14 protein-coding genes are annotated in these 26,368 nt (G+C 47.5%); 11 read left to right on the top strand and 3 right to left on the bottom strand.

Translation table 11 applies throughout. The features are described from left to right. The first annotated feature begins 62 nt into the window (after positions 1-62). The 4 genes from BT105_RS08755 (at position 63) to BT105_RS08740 (ending at position 6,279) form a co-directional block, all read left to right on the top strand. Positions 63-2,750, top strand: coding sequence for a glycoside hydrolase family 9 protein (locus tag BT105_RS08755; protein ID WP_072300369.1), 2,688 nt, complete (start codon positions 63-65; stop codon positions 2,748-2,750). 248 nt (positions 2,751-2,998) lie between these two features. Continuing rightward, positions 2,999-3,256: a preprotein translocase subunit SecG gene (secG, locus tag BT105_RS08750; RefSeq protein ID WP_072300368.1), complete on the top strand. Its 258-nt coding sequence runs from the start codon at positions 2,999-3,001 to the stop codon at positions 3,254-3,256. 69 nt (positions 3,257-3,325) lie between these two features. Then, a complete protein-coding gene (gene rnr, locus BT105_RS08745; protein ID WP_072300367.1) occupies positions 3,326-5,506 on the top strand; it encodes a ribonuclease R in 2,181 nt (726 codons plus the stop codon). Next, positions 5,503-6,279: a hypothetical protein gene (locus BT105_RS08740; RefSeq protein WP_072300366.1), complete on the top strand. Its 777-nt coding sequence runs from the start codon at positions 5,503-5,505 to the stop codon at positions 6,277-6,279. The genes rnr and BT105_RS08740 overlap by 4 nt, the downstream gene beginning before the upstream one ends. Before the next feature lie 98 nt (positions 6,280-6,377). Here BT105_RS08740 and BT105_RS08735 read toward each other — a convergent pair whose 3' ends face one another. The 3 genes from BT105_RS08735 to glmM form a co-directional block, all read right to left on the bottom strand. Next, complete coding sequence (locus BT105_RS08735) at positions 6,378-8,168, bottom strand: Na/Pi cotransporter family protein (RefSeq protein WP_072300365.1); 1,791 nt, start codon at positions 8,166-8,168, stop codon at positions 6,378-6,380. 147 nt (positions 8,169-8,315) lie between these two features. Then, entirely contained in the window at positions 8,316-9,899 is a 1,584-nt protein-coding gene (locus BT105_RS08730; protein WP_072300364.1) for an AAA family ATPase, read from the bottom strand. Between the two features lie 213 nt (positions 9,900-10,112). After that, positions 10,113-11,498 carry a phosphoglucosamine mutase gene (glmM, locus tag BT105_RS08725; RefSeq protein WP_072300363.1) on the bottom strand — a complete coding sequence of 462 codons (1,386 nt, stop codon included), beginning with the start codon at positions 11,496-11,498 and terminating at the stop codon, positions 10,113-10,115. A 413-nt stretch (positions 11,499-11,911) separates the two neighbouring features. On the opposite strand from glmM, the gene BT105_RS08720 reads away from it, so the two are divergent. The 7 genes from BT105_RS08720 to BT105_RS08690 all read left to right on the top strand — a co-directional run bounded on the left by BT105_RS08720 (position 11,912) and on the right by BT105_RS08690 (position 26,281). Further along, complete coding sequence (locus BT105_RS08720; RefSeq protein ID WP_072300362.1) at positions 11,912-15,451, top strand: YfhO family protein; 3,540 nt, start codon at positions 11,912-11,914, stop codon at positions 15,449-15,451. 378 nt (positions 15,452-15,829) lie between these two features. Continuing rightward, on the top strand, positions 15,830-18,145 hold the full coding sequence (locus tag BT105_RS08715) for a cellulase family glycosylhydrolase (protein ID WP_072300361.1): 2,316 nt from the start codon (positions 15,830-15,832) through the stop codon (positions 18,143-18,145). A 332-nt stretch (positions 18,146-18,477) separates the two neighbouring features. Beyond that, entirely contained in the window at positions 18,478-19,191 is a 714-nt protein-coding gene (locus tag BT105_RS08710; protein WP_072300360.1) for a CpsB/CapC family capsule biosynthesis tyrosine phosphatase, read from the top strand. 43 nt (positions 19,192-19,234) lie between these two features. Continuing rightward, entirely contained in the window at positions 19,235-21,208 is a 1,974-nt protein-coding gene (locus tag BT105_RS08705) for a polysaccharide biosynthesis protein (RefSeq protein WP_072300359.1), read from the top strand. A gap of 239 nt (positions 21,209-21,447) precedes the next feature. Continuing rightward, positions 21,448-22,470: a flagellin lysine-N-methylase gene (fliB, locus tag BT105_RS08700; RefSeq protein WP_072300358.1), complete on the top strand. Its 1,023-nt coding sequence runs from the start codon at positions 21,448-21,450 to the stop codon at positions 22,468-22,470. A gap of 99 nt (positions 22,471-22,569) precedes the next feature. Continuing rightward, on the top strand, positions 22,570-24,822 hold the full coding sequence (locus BT105_RS08695; protein ID WP_072300357.1) for a leucine-rich repeat domain-containing protein: 2,253 nt from the start codon (positions 22,570-22,572) through the stop codon (positions 24,820-24,822). After that, positions 24,809-26,281, top strand: a complete 1,473-nt coding sequence (locus BT105_RS08690; protein WP_242940112.1) for a leucine-rich repeat domain-containing protein — start codon at positions 24,809-24,811, stop codon at positions 26,279-26,281. Before BT105_RS08695 ends, BT105_RS08690 begins: the two co-directional genes overlap by 14 nt. Positions 26,282-26,368: the final 87 nt, after the last annotated feature.

Genomic DNA, 26,368 nt, shown 5'->3' with positions numbered 1-26,368 from the left:
CTTGTATAATAGATTTTGAGACATATTATAGGCGAAAAAACTTTAGAAAGTAGTGTGATAACATGAACAAATTCAACAGGCTGAAATCAGCCATCATCAGCGGCGCTGTCGCTATGTCCGCACTTGCGGCACCTCTCTCAGCGGTGTCTCCCTCTCTCACAGCAAATGCGGCAGATAACGACAACTACGCAAAGCTTCTCCAGTACTCCCTCTATTTCTATGACGCAAATATGTGTGGCAACAATTCCGACTGCGCTCTCACATGGAGAGGCAACTGCCATACAAACGATGTAGTTCCCGGTGGCTTCCATGACGCAGGTGACCACGTAATGTTCGGTCAGCCACAGGGCTATGCAGCTTCTACTCTCGGCTGGTCCTACTATGAATTCAAGGACGCTTACGACTCAACAGGTCAGACAGCTCACCTCAAGGTGATAACTGACAAATTCGCTAAATTCTTCCGTGACGCTACAGAGCTTAACGGAAATACAGTATCAAGAGTCCTCATCGAAAAGGGCGAGGGCAACACAGACCATAACTACTGGGGTGCTCCTGAAACTCAGGGCGACAGAGGACGTATGCTCTGGACAACAGGCGGCGCTGCTAACGTAACTGCTGAATATGCAGCAGCTCTCGCAGCTAACTACGTAAACTTCGGCAACGCTGATGACCTTAAGTACGCTAAGGCTCTTTACGAATTCTCAAAGAAGGACAAGAGCTTCTACTCAGCAGGTACATTCTATGATGCTCACTGGACAGGCTCTGACGACGAGCTTGCATGGGCTGCAGGCTGGCTCTACCTCGCAACAAAGGATCAGAGCTACCTCAACGATCTGAAGGGCTGTCCTACAGCTTACTCAGTTCACTCATGGGAAAGCGTTCAGCTCGGTGCTGCTATCCTCAAGGGCGAGATCACAGGCGACTGGGGCAGCGCAGCAGAGCTCAGCAAGTTCAGCGGCAACAACTACTACTTCGCTAACGAGTGGGGCAGCGCAAGACACAACGCTACTGCTCAGCTTTGCTCACTCGTAGCAGCTAAGTACAATAAGGCTGATTCCTCATGGGCTAAGGGCCAGATGGAATACCTCACAGGCGACAAGGCTTTCGCAAACGGACAGAAGCACTGTCTCGTAGTTGGCTTCAAGCCTGATTCTTCAAAGAATCCTCACCACAGAGCAGCTTCTCCTGATGTAGGAGCAAGCAAGGAGAACGACGGACAGAACAACAAGTACCTCCTCGTAGGCGCTCTCTGCGGCGGTCCTCTCGATGCTAACGGCACATACAAGGATATCCGTTCAGACTATCAGGGCAACGAGGTCGCTATCGACTATAACGCAGGTTTCGTTGGTGCAGCAGCTGGTCTTTACCACTTCTACAAGACAGGCTCTACTGTATCACAGATCGAGGGCGTTAAGAAGATCTACAGCGGCAGCGGCGCTACTGTAACTCCCGGCAACAACACAACCACAACAACTACAACTAAGCCTAATCCGGGCAACAATACAACTACCACAACAGTTTATAACCCGGGCAACACCCCTTCAAACGATGACGATGTTGTACTTGAAGGCTCAAAGCTTGGTGCAAAAACAGAAGAGGGCGATGACGGCGCAATAAACAATGTTGCTGAGTTTGCCCACAACGGCGCTAAGTCGGTTACTCTTTACCTCAAGGTAAATTCAAACGACACTGAGGTATCAGGCGGTTTCGGTACATGGAACGGCAAATGGTTACAGGAAGAATTCTCAGGCGTTAAGGTAAATTCCGACAAGACTGTATCTATCGACTATAACATTCCTTCAGATGCAGGTTCAACTATCAAGGCTATGGTTTGGTGGCCACACGATGACGGCGTTACTATCGAAAAGGTAGTTCTCCATAAGAGCGCAAGCTCAAGCTCAGGCACAAACAAGACAACAACTACAAAGCCTACAACAACACAGCCAAGAGTAACAACAACAATTTCTAACCCCGGCAGCAGCTCATCTTCAAGCGACGGCTATGAGATCAAGCCAAACAAGAAGGTTACTTACAGCGCACTCGGCGATGACGAAAGAATGATCGGCTTCTCATACAAGGATTTCGATATTCCTTCAAACGCTAAGATCACAGAGGTTCAGGTTGACATCTCTGCAAACAAGAACATCGGCAAGTATGTTGGTCAGTTCGGTACATCAACAACTGACAGTGCAAACGGTTACTGGGCTATGGGCGACGAGATCACTCAGAGCATCAGCGGCAACTCAGGCACTATCACATGGAAGGTACCTTCTGATATCGCTTCTATCATCCAGACAGAGTACGGCGGAGAGATCAAGTTCGGTGTTTGGTGGATCGACTGCGATGACTTCACAATCGACGCTGTAAGACTCAAGACAGGCAGCTCTTCAAGCAACGTAACAACAACAAGAGTTACAACTACTACAACAAGAACAACTACAAAGGAAACAACCACAACCACAAGAACTACAACTACTACAGCTCCTAACAAGGAACTCGACGCTAAGCTCCTTGGTGACGCAAACTGCGATAATCAGGTTGACCTTTCAGACGTAGTTCTTATCATGCAGGCACTTGCTAACCCAAATAAGTACGGCATCAACGGTTCAGACAGAACACATATGACTGAGCAGGGACAGGCTAACGCAGACGTTCACAAGAGAGGTAACGGTGTTACTTCAAACGACGCTCTCGCTATCCAGCTCAAGCTCCTCAACGTTATAAGCTCACTTCCTGTAGATCAGGTTTGATGACACACAAAGCAGCTCCCAGTGGGAGCTGCTTTTATTTTACGTGCATACTGCGGACCGATGTAGGCATCAGCCCCTACAAGCCATAATACTTGTACGATTTCAACAATTTTACTTTGTTTTTTTGTCTCGCTTTTTCGCTGAAAACTCTTGCAAATCCGCCGTTTCTGTGATATAATAGTAAAGCTAATTGAAATATTTCGGCTTTTGCCGTAAATCATAACTGTATATTTCGGAGGTAGTTTTTTATGTCAACTTTAGAGATCATCGGCGGTATCGCTATACTCATCATCAGCCTTATCACCATTATCCTCTGCCTTTCACAGGAGCAGAAATCACAGGACAGCATGACTGCTGCTCTCACAGGTGCAAGCGCTGATTCATTCTACGGCAAAAACGAGGGCAGAACCAAGGAAGCTATCCTTGCTAAGATCACAAGAACTCTTTCAATTCTTCTCTTTATTGCTGTACTTGCGGTAAACATCGTACCGATCTTCACAAAGTAATTAAAGCTGCCCTGTGACTTAGGTCATGGGGCTTAAATTTTTATTGAAATCCTCAGGCAAGGAGAGTTTATGTCAGAAAAACCAAAGAAAAAGCAAACAGCGAAAAAAAGCGGCTCTCCCGTTTCGGTAGAGAGCTATAAAAATAAAATAGTCACCTTTTTAAAGGCTTACGGCAAGAAATCCATGCCCCTCAGCGAGCTGGAGTCCAAATGCAGGACGAAGAAATCAGGCAGGGAGAACTTCACCGAGGCTTTCTCTCAGCTCCGCACCGAGGGCGTTGTCATGATGAAAAAGGGCATGAAAGCCGCCCTGTGCTCCCGTATGAAAGTATACCCCGGCACTGTGACAAGGCTCAGCAGGACATTCGGCTTTGCAGTTACCGACGAGGGCGTGGAGTACTTTATCCCCGGCAAGTGTATGCTGGGCGCTATGCCAAACGACAGAGTGCTCATCTCCGCTATCCCCTCCCGTTCGGGAGAGCCCGAGGGCGAGGTGCTGGATATACTGGAGTTCGGCAGCTCTCAGCTCACAGGCAGGATAGAGTTCGAGGACGGTAAACCCTACCTCGTTCCCGATACGGCTTCAAGGAATCACGTCATCATCGTGAAAGAGGAAAGCGTTCCCTTTGAAAACGGCGACAAGGTGCTGGCGGAGATAGTCTACCGCGGCAGGCGCCACGCCGAGCACAAGGTAAAGATAACCCTCGTTTTCGGCAGCTCGGAATACGCCGCTTCATCGGCGGCTTCTATACTGGTGATACACGGCGCTCCCACGGCATTCCCCGAGGAGGTGCTGAGAGAAGCCCGCAAGATAGCAGAGGGCGGCGTGCAGGAGTACTCCTTCAACAACCGCGAGGACCTGCGTGATATGGATATATTCACCATTGACAGCGCCGAGTCCAAGGACCTCGACGATGCGGTCTCCGTAACAAAGACAAGAAAGGGCTACTGTCTCGGCGTTCATATCGCAGACGTTTCCCACTATGTCAAGGGCAACAGCGCTCTCGACAAGGAAGCCCTCATGCGCGGCACAAGTATCTACTACGCCGACAAGGTGATACCAATGCTCCCAAAGGAGCTGTCAAACGGTATCTGCTCTCTCAATCCCGACGAGGACAGGCTTACTCTTTCGGCTTTCATGGAGCTTGACAAGGAGGGAAATATGCTCTCCTACCGCTTCTGCAAGAGCGTTATCCGCTCCCGTGTAAAGGGCGTTTACTCCGAGATAAACCGCATTCTCGAAGGTGCGGAGTCCCCTGAGATAGCCAAGAAATACGCAAAGGTGCGCAAGAGCATCGACCTTATGAACGAGCTGGCAGACAAGCTCATCGAGAAGAAAAAGCTCCGCCACGCTCCCGAAATAGAGACCACGGAAAGCAAGCTCATAATAGATGAAAACGGCATCTGCTGCGATGTACAGCCCCGTGAGCGAGGAAAGTCCGAGCGCATAATCGAGGAATTCATGCTGACGGCTAACGAAGCGGCGGCTAAGCTTGCAAAGGACAAAAAAGTCCCCTTTGTGTACCGTATACACGAAGCGCCCCCCGAAGCAAAAACAGAGGCGCTCCACGAGATACTGCCGAAGTACGGCTTTGAGTGTCCCCATTTCAGCGAGTTCAAGCCCGTTCACGCGGCTAAGATACTGGAAGAAGCCAAAGGCACAGAGAAATTCGAGGCGGTCAATATGCTGGTGCTCCGCTCAATGGCAAAGGCGAAGTACTCCCACGAGCCGCTGGGACATTTCGGACTGGTGCTGGAGGACTACGCTCACTTCACCTCGCCTATCCGCCGATATCCCGACCTTGCAATACACCGCATAATCACGGATATACTGGCAGGCTACAACAACGAATGGCTCCATAAGCGATACGACGGCTTTGCGGTCAATGCCGCGGAGCGTTCATCGGCGGCGGAGCTTCGCGCCGTGACTATCGAGCGCGAATGCGAGGACTGCTACAAGGCGGAATACATGAAGGCTCACTTAGGCGAGAGCTTCACCGCTAAGATATCGGGCGTTACCGAGTTCGGCTTTTATGCGGAGCTCCCCAACACCGTGGAGGGACTCGTTCATATAAGAACGCTCCCCGAGGGCGAATACGACTACTCCGAGCCCGTTTCTCTTACAGAGAGCTTCAGCGGAGTATCATACACACTGGGACAGACCGTTCAGGTGGTCTGCGCCGCAGTAAATGTCAGCGACGGAACTATTGATTTCGTCCTTGACGACGACGAACAGGAGGAAGAACAATGAAAAAGATAATCGCATTAATGGCAGCAGCAGCTCTTACAGCAGGCGCAGTATCCTGCGGCAAAAAGGCAGGCACAGCTTCGCAGCAGGGCAAGCCCAAGACCACAGAGGCTGCAACCACTACAATCGCAGACAGCACAGAGACTACCACAGCTTCAACAACGACCGCAGCAACCACTACTACCTCCGCTGTGACCACTACAAAGGCAGCAGCACAGCAGCCCGATCCGCTGGGCGGCGGCGCTTTCGAGTACAACGACGACGGCGCTGTAGTTTTCAGCGAGGACAGCTCCAAGGCTGACGACAAGACGCTTATTGCAGCTGCACAGGCGCTTTTTGAGTCCGCCTGCCGCACAGAGATGAAGTTCACAGTAGGCTGCCCCTTTGAGACAGACAACAACGACTACATCGAAAACGACCTTTCATGGCGCTTTTACCGCGTAACCGACAGCAAAATCCATTCTTTCAGCGATGTAATGAACGAGTACCACAAGGTATTCAGCGACAGCCACGCCAACGAGCTCGCTTCTCTCTATATGGATAAGAACGGCTCTGTATATGCTCTTTGCGGAAACCGCGGCGGTAATATCTACTACTCATCATCAAAGGTAACCGAGATAAAGTCAAAATCTGACAATGAGATAGTATTCACCGTTGAGAATTACTACGACGGCGACGACTACGGTCAGGCTCCGTATACCGAAACTGATGAATTCTCCGTAGTTATCGGCAGCGATAACGTATGGAAGGCAGGAAAGTTCAATCTGCCTTATTAATGCAGCGTGTTTATCGGGCGCACACCGTGCTCCCCTGCACATTCACGACGTCCCCTACAATTATAACAAAAAGCGGCTGAATAATCAGCCGCTTAATTTTATGCATTTACGCTTGAACCGCTGAGTCTGCGGAAGTACTCCTCTGCATACTCACGATATTCATTTCTGAATGTCTCGTCATTCTCCTTGACATCATGGAGATAAGCATGGAGAGTCTTTTTCTCGTCTGTCTCGATAAGACAGCCTGCAATATTGGAGCAGTGGTCGGATACTCGCTCCAGATTTGTAAGAACGTCCTGGAAGATGTATCCAAGTTCAACTGTACACTCGTCGTTCTGAAGTCTGCGGATATGGCGGTTTTTCAGTTCAGTGCTGAGGTTGTCCACCACTTCCTCAAGAGGCTCTACCTTGTGAGCAGTTGCAAGGTCGCTGTTGACGTATGAGTCAAACGCCTTGTTTATATTCTCGGCAATAGCGTCGGTGATGACTGTTATCTCGTTGATACATTCATCAGAGAACATTATGCCCTTGTCGTGCATTTCCTGAGCCGACTCAACAAGATTTACCGCATGGTCGGAAATTCTCTCGAAGTTTCCTACGCAGTGCATCATCTTGGAAACACTTCGGCTGTCTGCGCCTGTGATACTGGATTTTGACAGCTTGATAAGGAAGCTGTTTATCTTGTCCTCATAGCCGTCGATAATGTCCTCGTTCTCGATTATGATGTCGCAGGCTTCCTCATCGTAGCCTTTGAGGAGCTCCAGCGCCTTGAGGATAGTCTCTCTTGTGAGTTCAGCCATCTGATTTGTAGCTGAGATACAGGTGTGTACAGCTACAGCAGGAGTTTTGAGGAGTATAGTGTCCAGACCTGTAATTGTCTTTTTCGAGCTTTCCTCCTCGGCAGCATCGTCCTTGATTATTATCTTTGAAAGGTTTACGATATGCTTTGAGAACGGCAAGAGAATGATTGTCGTTGCTATATTGAATATAGAGTGCATGACCGCAATTCCGACATAGCCAACAGTCTGATCGAATATACTAAGATGGATCACGCTTTCAAGTATCATTGATATAGGAAGCAGTATAAGTGTTCCGAGTATCTTTATCAGTATATGTATACAAGCCACTCGCTTGGCGTTTTTGTTTACTCCGATACTCGAAATGAGAGCTGTTACGCAAGTACCGATATTAAGTCCCATGATTATAGGAAGCGCCATACCATATGTCAGCGCACCTGTCTGTGAAAACGCCTGTAATATTCCGACAGAGGCAGCGGAGCTCTGGATTATGCCTGTAAAGCCTGCTCCTACAAGAACGCCGAAGATAGGATTCTGGAATGCGGTAAGTACATTCTGGAACTTAGGCGAATCAGCAAGAGGTGATACCGCATCTGACATAAGAGTCATACCTGTCATTATAATGGCAAAGCCTACAAGAATACGTCCTATGTCCTTTTTCTTGTTTTTCTTTGCTGCCATTATCATTATAACACCTATAAGTGCAACTAACGGTGCAAATGATGAAGGCTTGAGCATCTTTATAAACGGATTCTTTCCGTCAACACCTGCAAGGCTGAGTATCCACGCAGTAAGTGTTGTTCCGATGTCAGAGCCAAAGCACACGCCGATAGTCTGCTCAAGTGACATAATGCCCGAGTTTACAAAACCTACCAGCATAACAGTCATTGCTGACGACGACTGTATCGCAATAGTTATGCCCATTCCGAGCAGCAGTGCTTTGATTTTGTTAGAGGTCATTTTTTTAAGTGCAAGCTCCAGCTTGCCGCCTGTAAGTTTTTCAAGTCCTGTAGACATTACCTTCATGCCGTACAGAAAGAAGGCAAGTCCGCCCAAAAGGGTGAAGATGTTAAAAATAGAAAATTCTTCCATAATTTTCTCCTGTTATAATATATATTTTCCCACTTCTAAGTAATATTATATCAGGATATGACCGCAAGTCAAGGATTTGTGCCATTCTTTAACGTGGATTTAACATAAGAAAAGGGACTGCCATAAGGCAGTCCCTAAATAGTTCATTTACTTTTTCTTGTTCTTTTTAACGTTTGTCTGCTTTTCAGCCTTTTCAGCTTCTTCCTCGATAATGTCTACCAGTTCTTCGAGGTCAACGTCCTCGTCGTCGTCATCATCGTCGTCAGCACCGGCCTTTACAGGCTTCTTGGTGTTCTCTGACTTGAGAGCTGCGATAAATGCAGCTGCGAGATAAATAACAAATATAAGAAGCTCAACTATAACTATAGTTTTTACAGACTCGCTTGCAGCCTGACTGAGACCTGCTCCTACAGACTTTGTCGCAGGAACAAGGATATTGTAAGCGTTTGCGAACTGTACGTTCTCATAATAGTCGCTTGCTGTCTGCTCTGTAAGGTCAACAAGCTTCTCGACCTTCTTGCTGAGGTCTGCGATGTCAGCCTCTACCTTGTCAACATTAGCCTTTGAGCTTGCCTTGTTGTTCTGGAGAGCATCACGTCTTGAAGTGTAGAAGTCAATATCCTGCTTTGTCTGTGCAAGGATTGTTTCAACGCTTGTCTTCTGCTTGAACAGTGCATCATACTGCTCGGAATGAACAGTTTGCTTCTTTTCGGTATCATCAATACCATTTCCGAATACCTGAACAACATCCTTTTCATATGAAGCAATAGAGCTCTCTATCGCAGCAAGGCGCTCTGCATACTCATCCTTGTCACGCTTGAGGTTCTCTATCCTGTAATTATAGTAAGCAAGTGTGGAATCCTTATCCTTAGTTACATTGTTTACAGTGATATAAGAGGATATTCTGTCAAGGTCAATGCCTGTGATAGTCTTTGTGTAATCAGAAAGGTCGCTGAATGTATAGCCTGTAGCGCTTGAACGGAATGTTGTTGTATCGTCCTTTGCAAGGTTGTCAAGGTAGGTCTTAACTGTTCTGAGTGAGTTTCTGAAAAGGTCTACCTGCTGAGCGTAATCATAGGTTTCATAATCAGCGGTCTTTACAGCTGTACCGAGAGGCTCGTTGTAGCCGTATTCCTCATAAAAGTACTCGCCGTAGCACTTTAAAAGAGTGTTGAGGAAATCAACGCCGTTCTGTCTGTCAAGACCTGCCTTGCCAAAATCGAACTTTACAGTGAACTGTGTCGGATAGTACTTTGTATCCAGCATAGCCTGTGCAGCAGAAAGGCTTCCGCTTGTTGCCTTGTCCATTACGCTGTTGTAGGCTGTGAGCTGATCGTAAGCGTCCTGCGGTATCTTATAGTCAAAGCTGAGACTTGTTCTGATGTCCTCGATCTTTTTGAGATCCATGCCCATTTTTGTAAGAGCCTTCTCAATGACCTTTGGATTCTTCATTGTTTCGATCTCAAACTTGCGGCCCTTTGGGTCAAGTCCCTTTTCGATACCTGTATATGTAAAGCTTACAAGCGCCTTAGCAGGTGTCTTAGCTGAAAAAGTCTTTATCGCTGAGAAAGAGAATGTCAGCAGACCTGCTATAATAGCAATAACAATCCATATTGCAAGGTATCTCTTGAGATTTTTCAATATTGCGGAAATAGAAATAATTACTTCATCTTTATTATCTTCCTGATTTTTGATCGTAACATTGAGGTTACGTTCGTTATTCTTAGCCATTTTACCCTCCGTTTTATTGTTATTTCCTTTATTACGGCATAGCACGCCGTATTGTCTATTATATCACTAAAAAAGCACATCGTCAATAGCTTAACAAAATTTCCAATAATTCGCCAAAATTGAACAATGAGCCCTCTGTGACATTTTACAGATTGCACCAATAACGCAGAATGGCTCTCCGAGCGCATAACTCGGAGAGCTTATATGCTTATATTATAATGTATGTCCCTTCTGCTTGATAACATTTACTACTCTGTCAACACAGGTGCGGCATACAGATTCGTCCTTAGCCTCTACCATTACTCTTACAAGGGGCTCTGTGCCGCTCTCGCGGACGAGTATTCTTCCCGAATCACCAAGCTCTGCTGCTACCTTGTCAACCTCTGCGCGTACATCGGGATCTGCCTGTGCAGCAGCCTTGTCCTTGACCTTTACATTTTCAAGCACCTGTGGATATACAACGAATGGAGCTGCAAGCTCGCTGAGCTTCTTCTGACGTGACATGATGACCTGCATTATCTTAAGGCTTGTGAGGATACCGTCGCCTGTAGAAGCGTACTTGGAGAAGATGATATGTCCGCTCTGCTCACCGCCGATACAGCAGCCGTGCTCCTTCATGTACTCATAAACGTACTTGTCGCCGACAGCAGTCTTTGCGTAGTCAATGCCTATCTCGTCAAATGCTCTGTAAAGACCGAAGTTTGACATAACAGTAGTAACGACTGTATTGTTGAGGAGACGTCCGCCCTCCTTCATGTATCTTCCGTATATGTAGAGGATATGGTCGCCTGTGATTACATTGCCCTTTTCGTCAACGCAGAGGCAGCGGTCAGCGTCGCCGTCGTATGCAAAACCAACGTCAAGACCGTTCTCGACTACGAACTTCTGGAGTCCCTCGATATGTGTTGAGCCTGCATTGTTGTTGATGTTGATTCCTGTAGGAGCCGCATTTATAACGTGAGTCTCAGCGCCGAGAGCCTCGAATACAGACTTTGCAATGTTCCATGCAGAGCCGTTTGCGCAGTCCAGACCTATCTTCATGCCTCTGAATGAGTACATACCGAGTGAGATGAGGTAGCCAAGGTAGCGGTTTCTGCCTGCTACATAGTCAACGCTTCTGCCTATCTTCTCGCCGTGAGCGAATGGGACTTCCTCCCACTTCTGACCGAACGCTTCAAGGTTTCCGTCAAGATATGCCTCAACAAGGTCAATAACCTCGTCCTCCATTTTCTCGCCCTGTCCGTTGATGAGCTTTATTCCGTTATCGTGGTACGGGTTATGGCTTGCGGAAATCATGATACCGCAGTCAAAGCTGTCAACTCTCGAAATGTAAGCCACTGACGGAGTTGTAGTAACATGGAGCAGATAAGCGTCTGCGCCTGAAGCGGTAAGTCCGCCTACCAGAGAATACTCGAACATATAGCTTGAACGGCGTGTATCCTTGCCTATTACTATACGCGGAGCGCTCTCGTCGTCATTTCTTCTCTTGAGCTCGCCGTAGTACCAGCCAAGAAAGCGTCCTACCTTATATGCATGGTCGGCTGTAAGGTTTTCGTTTGCCGTTCCTCTGAATCCGTCAGTTCCGAAATATTTACCCACTTCTTATTATCTCCTTAAATAAATTTTTTAGTTGAAAAGCTTTCTGTTTTCCTCTCCGTGCCTGCAACACACAGGGAAAAATCAATAATTCCGTCATCAACTATAACATACTTCGATCATACAGGCGTAAAAAACCTGAACATTTTTATTATAGCACTTTGTATCAAAGCAGTCAACAGATTTAATAAATAATTCACAAAATTAATTGTTTGTCGATATGAATTAATTAATAAAAATATGTCTCCATATATTAGACGTAAAAAACGGCGAAATCTCTCACCCTTTTCAAAAAATTTTTTCAAAAATATTTTCGGGTATGTTATTGCAAAGAATATGATTTTGTAGTATAATTAAAAATAGTATTATAATCGGGTATTATGGCTTCTGCCGCCCGAAATAAAGGAGGAACAAAATTGGCTAAGTCAAAAGCTACGGGCACAAAATCCGGAAACAGCAATGCCCGCACCAAGATCGGCAGCACAAAACCCGCCGTTACTGCCGCAGACATCATAGCCGAGAAGCGCGGACACAAGTTCCGACCTGTATTCTATATACTGTCGTTTCTTGTCCCCTTCATGCTGACATTCGTGTCGTACATATGCTTTGATGTCTACCCGTTCGGCGAGCGCTCAGTGCTCACACTTGACCTCAACGGTCAGTACATTTACTACTTCGAGGCTCTCAGAGACGCATTCTGGGGCGACGGAAGCGCCTTTTACAGCTGGAGCAGAAACTTGTCGGGCGGCTTCATGGGTATCATAGGATACTACCTCGCAAGTCCCTTCACGCTGATCGTAATGCTGCTGCCGAGGAAGATGATCCTCGAAAGCGTAATGATCATGCAGATGACAAAGGTAGGCGCAGCAGGTCTTACCTTCTGTGTATACGCACAGAAATCCAAGAACCTCAAACCTCTCCAGTCTGTCATGTTCTCAACAATGTATGCAATGATGGCATACGTCGTTATCCAGCTCATCGATCCTATGTGGATAGACGGTCCTGTATTCCTGCCGCTGATAATCCTCGGCGTTGAATACTTGGTCGATGACGGACGCAAGATAAACTTCATTATCCCGACGGCGATAATGTTCATCGCAAACTTCTATATCGGCTTTATGATAGCCATTTTCATCGCTTTGTACTTCCTTTACTATGTATTCTTCGGAACACAGCGGAAATTCAAGGGCATAAGCGATTACTTCACCGTATTCGTGAGAATGGGTATTGCTGCTGCGGTAACGGTAATGTGCAGCGCTATCATGATACTCCCCGTTTACAACGCACTGGCTCTCGGTAAGTTCGACTTCTCGGTACCAGACTACAGCTACAAGGCGATGTTCAACCCTGTTGAGCTTGTCCCCTGTCTGCTGCCAAACCAGTACTACTCGGTAAACGTTGACGAGGGAACACGCTTCTACGGACGCCCCGAGATATACTGCGGCGTGCTCACATTCGTTCTTATACCGCTGTTCTTCGCAAACAAGAAGATAAAGCGCAACAACAAGATAGGCTACGGTTTCCTGACATTCGTAATGCTGTTCAGTATGTACGTAAAGCCTATCAATATGATGTGGCACGGCGGTCAGGATCCTAACTGGCTCCCTTACAGATACTCTTTCCTGCTCTCATTCATTCTTGTGTCCATGGCTGCGGAGGTATTCTCCCATCTGGACGGCTACAAGATGTCGCTGCCGAGCGCTCTTGTATCAGGCGGTATCATAGGCGGTCTCACCGCTATATTCTGCGGCATGATGAAGAGCTTCAACTACAACGAGGAAAAGTACAAGTACGTTGCTATCACACCTTACAAAGCATATCTTGATTCCTCCGACGCCAAGGAGCAGCTCTGGCTGGGTACTATCGCATTTGGTCTTATCCTTGCCGCTATCTACATCGTTGGCGTATATATGTACAGCCATTCAAGGACAAAGAAGGGCAGAAACGCTATCACAGTTGCTATGTCTCTCCTTATCTTCTTTGAAACAGGCTATAACTGCTTCGACTCCTTCAGAAAGATATACAAGGAGGTCGGCAACTCAGGCAAATACACCTATACCGACATCATTAGCGCTCCCGACGTTGTCAAGGAGCTTGAAGAGTACGACGGCGGCTTCTACCGCGCAGAAAAGACCTTCAACCGTATGGTAAACGATAACCTTGCATACGGTCTCAAGGGTATCTCACACTCCAGCTCGGTAATGAACTCACGTGCTATCACATTCATCGAGACTATGGGCTACTTCACACAGAGCTTCGAGTCAAAGTATGAGGGCTGCAATCCCGTTGCTGACTCTATCCTCGGTATCAAGTACATTCTCGACGATCCCGACAGAAGATCTTCCAGCTCGGAAATGCTTGATTCATCATACATCAAGCGTTTTTCAACAACATATAAGAAGGACAAGGACGTTACTGCCAATATCGACGTTTACGAGAACCCCAACGCTCTCGGAATAGGCTATATGGCTGACGACGATATCCTTATCCTCTCAGGACTGGGCAACGACAACCCGTTCAACAGTCTCAACAACTTCCTCAGCTCTATGACAGGCAGCACAACAGACTATACCACTGTACCGATAGAGCCGAAACAGTACTATGTTCCTTTTGACTGCGATATACACTACGACGACTCAAAGGTATATCTCCACGATTACAACAACAACGGCACTCTCCACGACTGCTACGAAGCTTACGCAGGCGTTGACGACGCAGTTGTAAACGTTGACGTGACCGTTCCTCACGACGGAAACATCTATATGCACCTCGGCTCTGAAATGAGAAGAGCTGCCAACGTATGGGTAGCTGTAAAGGGCGATGACGGCGTATACAGAGGTCAGAAGTCAGGCACAGAGGCTTATGACGGCTACGGCACATACTTCAACACAAACTCATCTCCTATCGTAAGAATGGGACCATTCAAGGCAGGCGACGAGGTCGAGATCAGGCTTACAATTCCGCCTTCAGGTCCGAACGGACAGTACGACGGAAGCGATGAGTACATAATGATAAGAAAAGATTCAGGCTTCAACTTCTACTACCTTGACGAAGAGGCTTTTGCAGAGGATATCGCAAAGCTCAAGGCCAACCCGTGGAACCTCGATATGAGCAAGACCAATGACCGCTATCTCGTAGGCGACATTGACGCTCAGGACGGTCAGATACTCATGACCACTATCCCTTACGAGCCCGGCTGGAAAGTAAAGATAGACGGCAGGACAGTTGACAGTCTCATCTCCGAGGAGCCTGTCGAGGGTTCAAAGCAGAAGATACTCCGCAACAAAGCAGGCGCTGAGGGCGAGGTAATAGTTCTCGGCACTCTCATCGGTATCCGCGTTCCCGCAGGTCACCACACAGTATCCATGAAGTATACACCTCCGGGATTCAATATCGGAATCATAACCCTCATTCTTGGAATTGCCTGCCTCATATTCTTCTATATGTACGACAGAAAGCACAACAAGGTGCTCATCGAAAAGCTCAAAGCCAAGAAGATACTCAAGGGCGAAAAGGTAGAGGACGAGCCCGAGGAAGAACCCGAGGAGACCAAGAGCTCCAAGAACGACAAGGACAAAAAGGACTCCAAGGACGCCAAAAAGCCCAAAAAGCCAAAGGACACCGAAAAATCCGAGGATACGGGAAAGAAAAAGGTTGAAATAATCAAATCCAAGGGCGCTGTAGCTCCCATACCCGTTGAAGAACCCGAGGAAGAGCCCGAAGAAGAGGTAAACGACGCCGAAAGATTCATCGCAAACGCTGATGAAGAGTTCAAAAAGGCAGCCGATACCGCTGAAACGAAAGCTGAGGATTCAGCAGAAAGGGCTGAAAAAGCTGCCGAGGAGCTTATGTCCGACGCAGAAGAAGCTGTGGAAGAAGCCGAGGAAGCAGCTGAAGAAGCTGTAAAAAAGGCGGCTCCCAATAAAAACAGCGGCAATAAGAAAAAGAAAAAATGAGCCTGAGCCCCTGCATTTGCAGGGGCTTTTTCTTATGGTAATTTACATCAAAAAATAGCAATTTAAATACCTACATATTAACAAATTATTTCCATGTAAATTTTATTGTCATAATATGAAATAGTATAAACAATACCTGAAAATTAATCTGACGAAATAATATAATAGAAACAAATACCGCGATTTATCGCTTGTTATACTGGCATTTGTAATAAAAACTTCACTATAATTTCTATGCAAATATTGTTGCATTTTGCACAAACAGGCTTGACTTTATTCTACATTTATGCTAAAATTTAGTTGTAAGGAAGTTAAGGTTTACTGCACTGGACCTTAACAAAAAAACTACTGATACTTTTTCAGGGAGGAACGATACTTATGTTCAATAATTCAAAGAACGTGAAGAGATTCGTAAGCATTTCTGCTGCTGCAGTATGCCTCCTTTCTTCACTTCGCATCGCACCGATCAGTTTTGTTTCTGACGCTGCGGACAAGACAATGACAGCATTTGAGATCACAGAAAACATGAAGGTGGGCTGGAATCTGGGTAATACCCTCGACGCTTATGCTCAGGAGCCAGATCCTAACGATCCCAAAACTTATATCCCAGTTAAGAGCGCCGGTCTTGAGACAGAGACCTGCTGGGGCTGCCCAGAGGCTAACGAGACACTCTTCAAGGCTATCAAGGCAAAGGGCTTCAATACAGTCCGTATCCCTACAACATGGTTCCAGCACCTTGACGCGAACGACAACATCGATCCCCAGTGGATGGCTCGTGTTCATCAGGTAGTTGACTACGCTTACAAGAACGGTATGTACGTTATCCTTAACGTTCACCATGAGGAGGGCTGGATCAACAGATCCGATCTTGCTACAGCTTATGATGAGATCAACCCCAGACTCATGAAGATCTGGACTCAGATAGCAACAGAATTCAAGGATTACGATCAGCACCTCATATTTGAGTGCATGAACGAGCCACGTGCTAAGGGCACATCTTGGGAATGGTGGTCTGCAACTCCTGTTAAGGAAGCTGACGTTATCAACAAGCTCGAAGCTAACTTCGTTAAGCTCATCAGAGGCATGGACAGTCCTTACGCTAAGACTCGTCTCCTTATGCTCCCTGGCTACGTTGCAAGCTCAGACAAGACTTTCCTCAACCAGATAGTGCTTCCTGACGACGACTTCGTTGCAGTTTCTATCCACGCTTATACACCTTATAACTTCACAATGAACACAAACGAGAAGGAAGGCGCTTACCACGACACCTTCACTAAGGAGTTCAGCAACGACCTTGCTTACAACCTCCAGAACTTCCGTGATATGTTCGTTAACAAGGGCGTTCCTGTAGTTATCGGCGAAATGGGTACTTCCGACTTTGGAAATACACAGGCTCGTGTTGAGTGGACAACACAGTACTTTGAGACTACAAAGAAATATGGTATCCCCTGCGTTCTCTGGGACAACGGACAGAAAAAGGACGCCAGCGATCCCACTCAGAACCCAGGCGAGGTACACGGCTATATCGACCGTAAAACAGGCGAATGGTTTGAAAACAACCTCCCGATCATCAACAAGATGATGGAGATCATGAACGATAAGTCTATCGTTTGGGGCAGCGAGGGCAAGATGCCTACTTACGACCACCAGGATCTCTCAACAGGTAAGGTATTCCTCGAGAATGCTGAGATCGATGTTGCAAAGGAAAAGGAATACGGCAACTCAACTCCCGGCAAGGAGATCTCATGGAACGACCTCAAGGGCAAGGAAGTTGCTATCAAGTACACAGGCGATCAGCCTGTCCTTGCAGTTTCCGATAAGGACTACAAGGGCTGGTCTGAAATGGCAGCTTACACAGTTGACGAAGCCAACGGTATCGCTTACTATCTCGTAGATCAGCAGGTTCCAAAGGCTTACTCAGGCGACCTTTCAACTATCAACCATATGCAGGCAAGAACACCAGGCAAGACAAACATCGAAAAGATCGTTATCCTCGATGCTCCTGATGTTAAGATCGACGTTCCTGTTGACAAGACAAAGAAGAAAACAATCGACTTATCAAATGCTAAGTCAGATGATACTCTCGTTATCACAATCAAGGGCGAACCCAACACCGATACAAACGGCGCTATCGGCTACAACGGCGACGGCTGGGAGCAGATAGAGTGGGAAGGCAAGACTGACGATAAAGGTATTCTCAAGGTTAGTTTCCCAATGAGCAAATTCCCTGCAGGTCTTACTTCCGCTGAAGCTCAGATCTGGTATCAGGCAGAACTTGTTGACTTTGAGGGAATCAGTTTCGTCAACACAGCTGCAACAACTACCACAACAAGCACAACTACTACAAGCGAAACAACTACAACTACTACATCATCTACAACCACAACAACTGTAACTGAGTCAACTACAAGCGTTACTGACAATACAACAACTACAACAGTTAAAGTTCCTGACAAGCAGAGCACAGGCAACGGCGACGCTAACCAGGACGGTCAGGTAGATATGGCTGACGTAGTTCTCATCATGCAGTCACTTGCAAACCCAAATAAGTACAAGCTTGAGGGCAAGGCTGCTGAAGCTGCTGACGTTTACGAAAACAACGGCGTTACAGCTCAGGACGCTCTGGCTATCCAGTGCTTCCTCCTTAACAAGATAAACGCACTTCCTGTTCCCGCAGGCGTTGTTGTTAAGTAATTGATTTGCAAAAATTAAGTTTCTCATATACCTCTGAATACAGCTGTCTTATGACAGCTGTATTTTTTTATTACTATTATTAGTAATATAATTACCGAGTTTACATATTATTTAATATTAACTTTTGTTACCTATTGACAAAGCGCTGTTTCCTGTTATATAATTATATCGACGCCGTTTTTCAGATAATTTTCAGATAAAAACCATAAACGGCTTTAACGAAAAATTATAACAGCAGCAGAGAAAAATATATGCAGTGCTGCCCCGATAGATGTTTTGTTTTTGAATACGGGGAAATGTAGTTCAAAAAAGAAAAAGGAAGACAACTGAATATGCTTACAGATTACCATTGCCATATTCTGCCCGAATTTGACGACGGTGCTGTGGACGCAGAGACCTCTCTGGAAATGATAAATATCATGAAAGAGCAGGGCGTTGAGCGTATTATCGCCACGCCCCATTTCTATGCCCACGAGGAACGGTCGTTGACAGAATATCTGCTGAGACGCGAGGACGCCTATGAGAGCATGGCGGAGCTTGCGGCGGCGCAGAATATGATCCTGCCGAATATCGCACTCGGAGCTGAAGTGGCTATCGAGCACGGTATATCAAAGATACACGGTATAGACAAGCTTGCAATTGAGGATTCCGAGATGATATTGCTGGAGCTGCCCTTCCGTGACTATGAGGAATGGATGTCAGAGGAGATAAACGCCATACGGTCAGAATACGGTCTGACTGTCGTCATCGCTCATATACACCGCTATATGGCGTATTACACGCCCGAGAATTTTGACAGGATATTACAGACAGACGCTGTTTTTCAGTTCAATAACGATGTGTTTCTCCTCGACAAAGAAGCTGAACTGCTAAAACAGCTAAAGGACGAAAAACGCAGTATCATTTTCGGCAGCGACGCCCATAATACAGATACGCGCCGCCCTAACTGGGATTTACTTTTGGAGAGATGTGATCCCGAAGTTATAAAGGCTTCAAACGAATTGCTGCCATTCGTGGCAGAAGAAGTTGTAATTGGAGAGGGATAAATAAAACATAATCGGCTTTTAAGCTGATATGGGGGGAAGAAAATTGAAAAAAACTCTTGAGAAATTCAGCATACGCAGGATTATCCTCGCCTTTGCTGACGTATTCATCGTCATTTCAGCCGCACTGATCGCCAATTTTGCGCTTTCATTCTTTAATGCAGACGTCGGACGCTCAGATATGCTCATGAGCTTCGCTGTGTGCTCACTGACCTGCTGCGGCACGCTGTTCATCTTCGGCGCCTACAGCAAGCTGTGGAGATTCTTCCACAAGCGCGACTATCTGTCCTGTATCAACGGAGTCGTTTTCGGCTTCCTTGCAGCAGGCATCATAGTCTACATCATACGCAAGGACGTTCCTGCTTTGTTCCTGACAGTTCAGGCTGCGATAACTCTGGTAGGCGTGTGCCTGTTCAGACTGCTGTTCAAGGAGACCTTCGTAACGTTCTCAAAGTCAAAGACCGACGGCAGCCGCAAACGTACCATGATAGTCGGCGCAGGTCAGACCTGCCGTATGATACTCACAGAGATAGAAAACGCCAAGAACTCGCCCTACGAGGGCGACAAAGTATCTGCTGTATATGATCCTGTCTGCATTATCGACGACGACAGAAACAAGATAGGCAGCGAGATAAACGGCGTTACCGTTGTGGGCACTACCCACGAGATACATAAGTTCGTTGACCAGCAGCACATCGAACAGATAATCTTCGCTATCCCGTCCTGTCTCGAGGACGAGCGCAAGCGTATACTCGATATCTGCTCGGGAACAGGCGCTAAGGTAAAGGTAGTTCCCTTTATCGGAAGCCTTATCTTCGACGGCGGCAACACTCCTATCCTCACTCAGATGCGCGACATCAAGGTTGAGGACCTCCTTGGACGAGCTCCTATCAAGTTCGACAACGAGGATATCAGGAACTTCATCAGCGGCAAGACCTGCATGGTAACAGGCGGCGGCGGAAGTATCGGCTCTGAGCTTGTGCGTCAGATAGCCAAGTACAACCCTCAGCACGTTATCATCGTGGATATCTACGAGAACAACGCCTACGACGTTCAGCAGGAGCTCATAATGGAGTACGGCGAAAAGCTCAATCTTACAGTGCTTATCGCTTCTGTAAGAGACTATTACCGCATGAACTGCATTTTTGAACGCTACAAGCCCGATATCGTGTTCCACGCAGCCGCTCACAAGCACGTTCCCCTTATGGAGAACTCGCCTATGGAGGCTATCAAGAACAACGTCATCGGTACATTCAATACCGCAACTCTTGCGCAGTTCCACAAGGTAAAGAAGTTCGTTATGATATCAACGGACAAGGCTGTGAATCCTACCAACGTAATGGGCGCTTCAAAGCGCTGCTGCGAGATGATAATCCAGTATCTGTCACAGCAGCATGACGGCTGCACAGAGTTCGTAACTACAAGATTCGGCAACGTACTGGGCTCAAATGGCTCTGTAATACCGCTCTTCAGACGTCAGATAGAGGCAGGCAGACCTGTTACCGTAACTCACCCCGACGTTATCAGATACTTCATGACCATTCCTGAGGCTGTAAGCCTTGTTATGGAGGCTGCTGCCATAGCTCACGGCGGCGAGATATTCGTCCTCGATATGGGACAGCCTGTTCACATCGTAAGACTTGCCGAGAACCTTATCCGTATGTACGGCAAGAAGCCGTACGACGAGGTAGAGATAAAGTTCACGGGACTCCGCCCCGGCGAGAAACTCCGCGAAGAACTCCTTATGGACGAGGAGGGACTGCAGAAGACCTCCAACGAGCTTATCTTTATCGGTAAGCAGATAGAGCTTGACAGCGAAAAGTTCATCAAGCAGCTGAGAAAGCTCCGCAACGCCGCAAACGAAAATCTCAACGACGTGGCTGTTGAGGCGCTCCACGAGATAGTTCCTACATTCACCACACCTGAGGAATTCAACCGTGCAGAGCTTATTACCGAAAAGAGAAACCCGAAGATACACAAAGAGGACTATGATAACGTCCCCTATCCTAAGAAAAAATGATATTCAAAAGGGACTGGCTACAGTCCCTTTTAGCTTATCTAAATAACCATTCCATATAAACCCAAAACGGGCTGATGTAGGCATCAGCCCCTACAAAGCACGTTTGCAAAAACATCTGTAGGGGGCGATGCCTTACAGGCACCCGTACCCTCTGTCCTGCGGACATCTCCCTGCACAGCAGGGAGTCACCCACATCGCCCCGCTTTTATTTTTACATTTTCATTTTCAAGGTGAATGATATGATTTACAGAACGCCTGAATACTGCCGCCATTTCCGCTGTATCGCAGGAGAATGCCGCGACAGCTGCTGCAAGGGCTGGGAAATAGACATCGACAGCGACACCTATGACTACTACATGACCGTAGGCGGAGACTTCGGCGAAAGGCTCCGCAAAAACATACAGGACGGCTCCTTCCTGCTCACCGAGGACGAGCGCTGCCCCTTTCTCAACCGACAGGGACTATGCGATATCTACACCGAGCTGGGAGAGGACAGGCTCTGTCAGATATGCTCCGACCACCCGCGATACTTCGAGTGGTTCGGCGTTTTCAAAGAGGGCGGCGTAGGGCTTTGCTGTGAAGCCGCCGCAAGGCTCATTCTTTCAAGCCCATTTTCTCTCTGCGAGGAGGATATCCCCTATGAATCGGCTTCGGGAGAATATGATGAGGAGCTTCTCAGCCTGCTCCTTGAAGTGCGCGGAGAGATATTCAACGTGCTGAATGACGGGACTATCCCTCTCGGTGAAGCCCTCTGCCGAATTCTGGACATAGCGGAGAACGCTCAGCAGTACATAGACACACCCACGGAAGAAGTCCCGAAAACAGGCGGCGAGGACGCTCTCAGCGACATATTTGCCTGTCTTGAAGAACTGGAGCCCATTGACGACCACTGGCTGCCCTATATCCGCAGCTGTAAGGGCAAGCTGAAAAACGCTCCTGCGGCGGACAGCGCTCACCTGCCCTATCTGCGCAGGATAGCCCTGTATCTTATATTCCGCTATCTGCTGAAAAGCGTTTACGACGGCGAGGTGCTGGGCTATGCCAAATTCGCGGCGTTCAGCGTTATCGTCATTAGTTCCCTTTACCGCTGTAAGGCTTCCGAGGGCGTATGCGGCTTTGAGGAATGTGCCGATATCGCCAAGGATTATTCCAAGGAAGTGGAGTATTCCGACGAAAACATGGCGCAGCTCCTTGAAATTCTGGGCAGTGAGCCCTTTTTAAGCTGTGATGCGCTGAAAGAGCTTCTAAGAGAGCTATTCTGAAAACTGCGTGAAATTCATTGCAATATTACACATTTTATGATACAATATATAGGAATTATAGGCTCCTGACGAGCAAATCATAATGAGAGGGTAATATTTATGTTTGACCGCAAAAAAACGGCTGCTTTCATCGCAGGAATGCTTATCTGCGCATATGCGGCTGTTCCTGCTATAAACGCATTCGCCGATGAGGATTTCCTTGTAGAGGGCGCTACAGAAGCTGTTACAAGCACAGACGCCTATACAAAAAGCGGCGATTTCATGTATTCGCTTACTCACGACGGCAAGGTATGCATCGAGGACTGCACAAGCACTGCCGAAAACCTTGTTATCCCCGATACTCTCGACGGTATCGCAGTTACAGAGCTGGGCAGATCCGCTCTCGGCAGCGACCATGAGAACAGCACCTTCAAGACCGTGACTATCCCTGCCTCTGTGACATATATCTCAGCTGACAATCCCTTTGTATTCTGCACGAACCTCACCGAGATAAAGGTCGCTGAGGGCAGCGCTGATTTCTGCGCTGAGGACGGCATATTATACAACAAGGACAAGACTGAAATTATCTGCTATCCATGCTGCAAAAAGGGCGACAGCTTCGCTATCCCCGACACCGTAAAGAAGGTATGCGCTTCTGCGTTTTACAATACCATACCTTATGATATAAAAATACCTGCTTCACTGGAAAAGGTAGAGCACTTCGCATTTGCCAACACAAGGCTCAGCTCTGCCGATTTCAGCGGCACTAAGCTTGAATATTTAAGCGATTACGCTTTCACGAACTGCAGTCATCTGAATGAAGTAAAGCTCCCCGATACTGTTGAACATATCGGCGGCGGAACCTTTGCAGGCTGCGGACAGCTCGAAGAGATAACCCTGCCCGAAAAGCTCCAGACCATAGGTCAGTACGCTTTCTTTGACACAGGGCTCACCGAGGTAGTCATACCCGATTCGGTAACATCTATAGGCTACTGCGCATTCGGTTACTATACCAGCTCCAGCGGTCAGGTAGCTTCCAAGAACGAAGCATTTACTATCGTGGGCAGACAGGGCGGAGCTGCGTCTGTATACGCTCATGACAAAGACAGCGATTACGATTATCAGAATAGCTTCTCGTTTATGACTCCCGAAGAGTACGAGGAGAAGCTTGTTGAGGAACAGGCTCTCAACAGCACAAAGTCGGGCGACTATGAGTACGCTGTCATAGACGGCGAGGTGGCACTCATCTTCTGCTATTCACAGGAGGACAAGATAACAGTTCCCGATACCATTGACGGCAAAAAAGTAGACGCTATATATACCAACTGCTTCAATGTAAGCTGTCCTGCCTCGGAGATAATCATTCCCGAGGGCATAAAGGAGCTCAAAAGAAGAGCCTTCTATCAGTGCGGAAATCTCAAAAAGATAACTACCCCTGCAAGCGTCAAGACCATAGGCGACAATGCCTTTGACGAGTGTATGGCTCTTGAAAGCGTTGAATTTCTCGGCGCAGAGACTATCGGAAACCAAATCTTCCGCGAGTGCTCGGCGCTGAAGACTGTAAAGGCTGACGGCTGCTTGAAGGAATGGAACGACGAGGAGCCTTTCCTGTACGCTATAGGTCTTGAAGATATAACAATTACCGAGGGCGACGGCAATTTCAGCTCGGAAAACGGAGTCCTCTACAATAAGGACAAGTCGGTGCTTATCGCTTATCCTCCTTCAAAGACCGAGACAGAGTTCATTGCTCCAAAGGGCTTGAAGGAAATAGCTCAGTCCGCATTTATCCGCGCACTGAACCTGAAAAAGGTGGAGATACCCGAGGCAGACGTTATAAACGCCTATGCCTTTGAGGGCTGTGAGAATCTCACCGAGGTAAAGCTGTCGGACAGCCTTACAACTCTCGGCGCTGACGCTTTCTACAACTGCTATGCGCTGAAATCACTGCACCTTCCCGATACTCTCGTAAATATCGGCACCTGCGCATTCGGCTACTATCACGATGACAACGCCGACGTTGAAAACGGCGCTCCCTCTGACGTTCTTGTGGAGGGCTTCAAGCTCTACACCGTCAAGGACTGCGAGGCTTGCAAGTGGGCAAAGGACGCAGGAATAGAGGTCATCACAGGTACTGCTGAAGTATTCGGCAAGAATATCTCAAAGGGCTTCCTTTATACCGTGGGAGGCATTATCGCCGCCTTTATCCTTGGTATTATCGGCGCTTTCACAGGCAAGAAGATAAAAAAGAGCAAGGCTGAAAAGGCTAAGGCAGAAAACAGGGAAAAGGCTGCCGAGCGCCGCAAAAAGCGTCAGGAAGAAGAAAATAAGGATACCGACAAGGAGGAAGATTCCCTTGAAGATGATGAGGATTAAGAATATCGCCGCAGCTGTCACCGCTTTCGGTGCAGCTGTATGCTGTGCAGTGCCAATGGGCGCGGCTGCCGACGACCTGCCGGGCTCAGGCAGCGAGCTGTACGACGGCTCGTACTACTATGAGCTAAACGACGACGACACCTATACTATCGTAAAATGCAGCGCTCTTATCGTAGAAAAGGTGCCGTCCATAAGAAACGGCAAGGCTATAACGGCTATCGGCGACGAGGCTTTTGCCTACTGTACGGGAATCACTTCGCTGGAGATACCCGATTCGGTAACATCTATCGGAAAAAATGCATTCTACGGCTGTGAATCCCTTAAAACCGTAACTCTGCCGAGAAAGCTGTCAAGCCTTGGCGACCACGCATTTTTCGACTGCAAGAACCTTACGAGCGTTGATATCCCCTCAACTTTAACGGAGATACCCGACTATTCCTTTGCACTCTGCGACGAACTCTCGGATATAAAGCTCCCCGACACTATCACCAGACTTGGCGATTACGCCTTTTATCAGTGCAGCAAGGTAAGCTCATTCAAACTGCCTGCTTCGCTCCAGACTATCGGCGACAACGCCATGGGAAGCTGGTTCAGTATAAGCGATATCGACGCCTCTGCAAACAGCTCATTTGTCTATGAGAACGATATGCTCATGGACAAGGACAAGACCGAGATATTCCGCGCTTCTTCACAGATAAGCGGCGAGATAAATATCCCCGACGGCGTTCAGAAGATACATTCGGGAGCTTTCTCGACCTGCGCAAAGCTCAACGCAATACACTTCCCCAATTCGCTCACCAATATTCAGGACGAGGCTTTCAGCTACTGCTCAGAGATAAAGTCCGTGGATTTCGCAGAGGGACTTGATACCATAGGCTACGGAGCTTTCATGTTCGACCAGAAAATAGAAACGCTGTCACTGCCTACTACCCTGAAAAAAATAGACGACAACGCCTTTGCATACTGCATGGCGCTGAATAAGCTGATACTCCCCGAGGGCGTTGAATCCATAGGTACTGACGCTTTCCTCGTATGCGACGCCCTGAAACAGGTCAGCGTACCAAAGAGTATCAAGACCATAGGCAAGAATGCTTTCGGTTATACTGTTGAGAACTCACAGAGACAGCTCCTTGAGGGCTTCAATCTCAGCGTTTTCTCGGGCTCGGCAGGCGAAAAGTACGCCAAATCCGAAAAAATAGCCCACACCGTTACCGACGTGAACCTTAAAAAGGTGGCTTTCATTGCCGCTATGGCAGGACTTGCCATACTTATAATAGTTTTTGCAGTAGTTCTCATGCGCAGAAGCTCAAAAACCGCTTCCGCAGGCGCTAAAAAGGCTCTTAAAGCTAAAAAGGAAGCCGAAGAAGCCAAGGACTACAAAAAGATAATGGACGACGATAACGACAAAGCAGACGAAGAAGACTCCGAAGCGGAAGAAGAGGACGAAGAAGAAGAATAATCTTCATCTATATATCTTCGCAAAAAGCGTTTTTCAATATTCAAATTTATGGATCAAAAAAGGCAGCCCGTATGGACTGCCTTTTTC

This window comes from Ruminococcus flavefaciens, from assembly GCF_900119075.1.
Taxonomy (GTDB): domain Bacteria; phylum Bacillota; class Clostridia; order Oscillospirales; family Ruminococcaceae; genus Ruminococcus; species Ruminococcus flavefaciens_Q.
Note: the sequence above shows the minus strand (reverse complement) of the source record. Positions and strands in the feature narration are given on the sequence as shown.

Coding starts and splice junctions, on each gene's coding strand:
- fliB (WP_072300358.1), top strand. CDS start 21,448: ATGATTTACAGAACGCCTGAATACTGCCGCCATTTCCGCTGTATCGCA.
- BT105_RS08690 (WP_242940112.1), top strand. CDS start 24,809: ATGATGAGGATTAAGAATATCGCCGCAGCTGTCACCGCTTTCGGTGCA.
- BT105_RS08710 (WP_072300360.1), top strand. CDS start 18,478: ATGCTTACAGATTACCATTGCCATATTCTGCCCGAATTTGACGACGGT.
- BT105_RS08730 (WP_072300364.1), bottom strand. CDS start 9,899: ATGGCTAAGAATAACGAACGTAACCTCAATGTTACGATCAAAAATCAG.
- BT105_RS08735 (WP_072300365.1), bottom strand. CDS start 8,168: ATGGAAGAATTTTCTATTTTTAACATCTTCACCCTTTTGGGCGGACTT.
- rnr (WP_072300367.1), top strand. CDS start 3,326: ATGTCAGAAAAACCAAAGAAAAAGCAAACAGCGAAAAAAAGCGGCTCT.
- secG (WP_072300368.1), top strand. CDS start 2,999: ATGTCAACTTTAGAGATCATCGGCGGTATCGCTATACTCATCATCAGC.
- BT105_RS08755 (WP_072300369.1), top strand. CDS start 63: ATGAACAAATTCAACAGGCTGAAATCAGCCATCATCAGCGGCGCTGTC.
- BT105_RS08695 (WP_072300357.1), top strand. CDS start 22,570: ATGTTTGACCGCAAAAAAACGGCTGCTTTCATCGCAGGAATGCTTATC.
- BT105_RS08715 (WP_072300361.1), top strand. CDS start 15,830: ATGTTCAATAATTCAAAGAACGTGAAGAGATTCGTAAGCATTTCTGCT.
- BT105_RS08740 (WP_072300366.1), top strand. CDS start 5,503: ATGAAAAAGATAATCGCATTAATGGCAGCAGCAGCTCTTACAGCAGGC.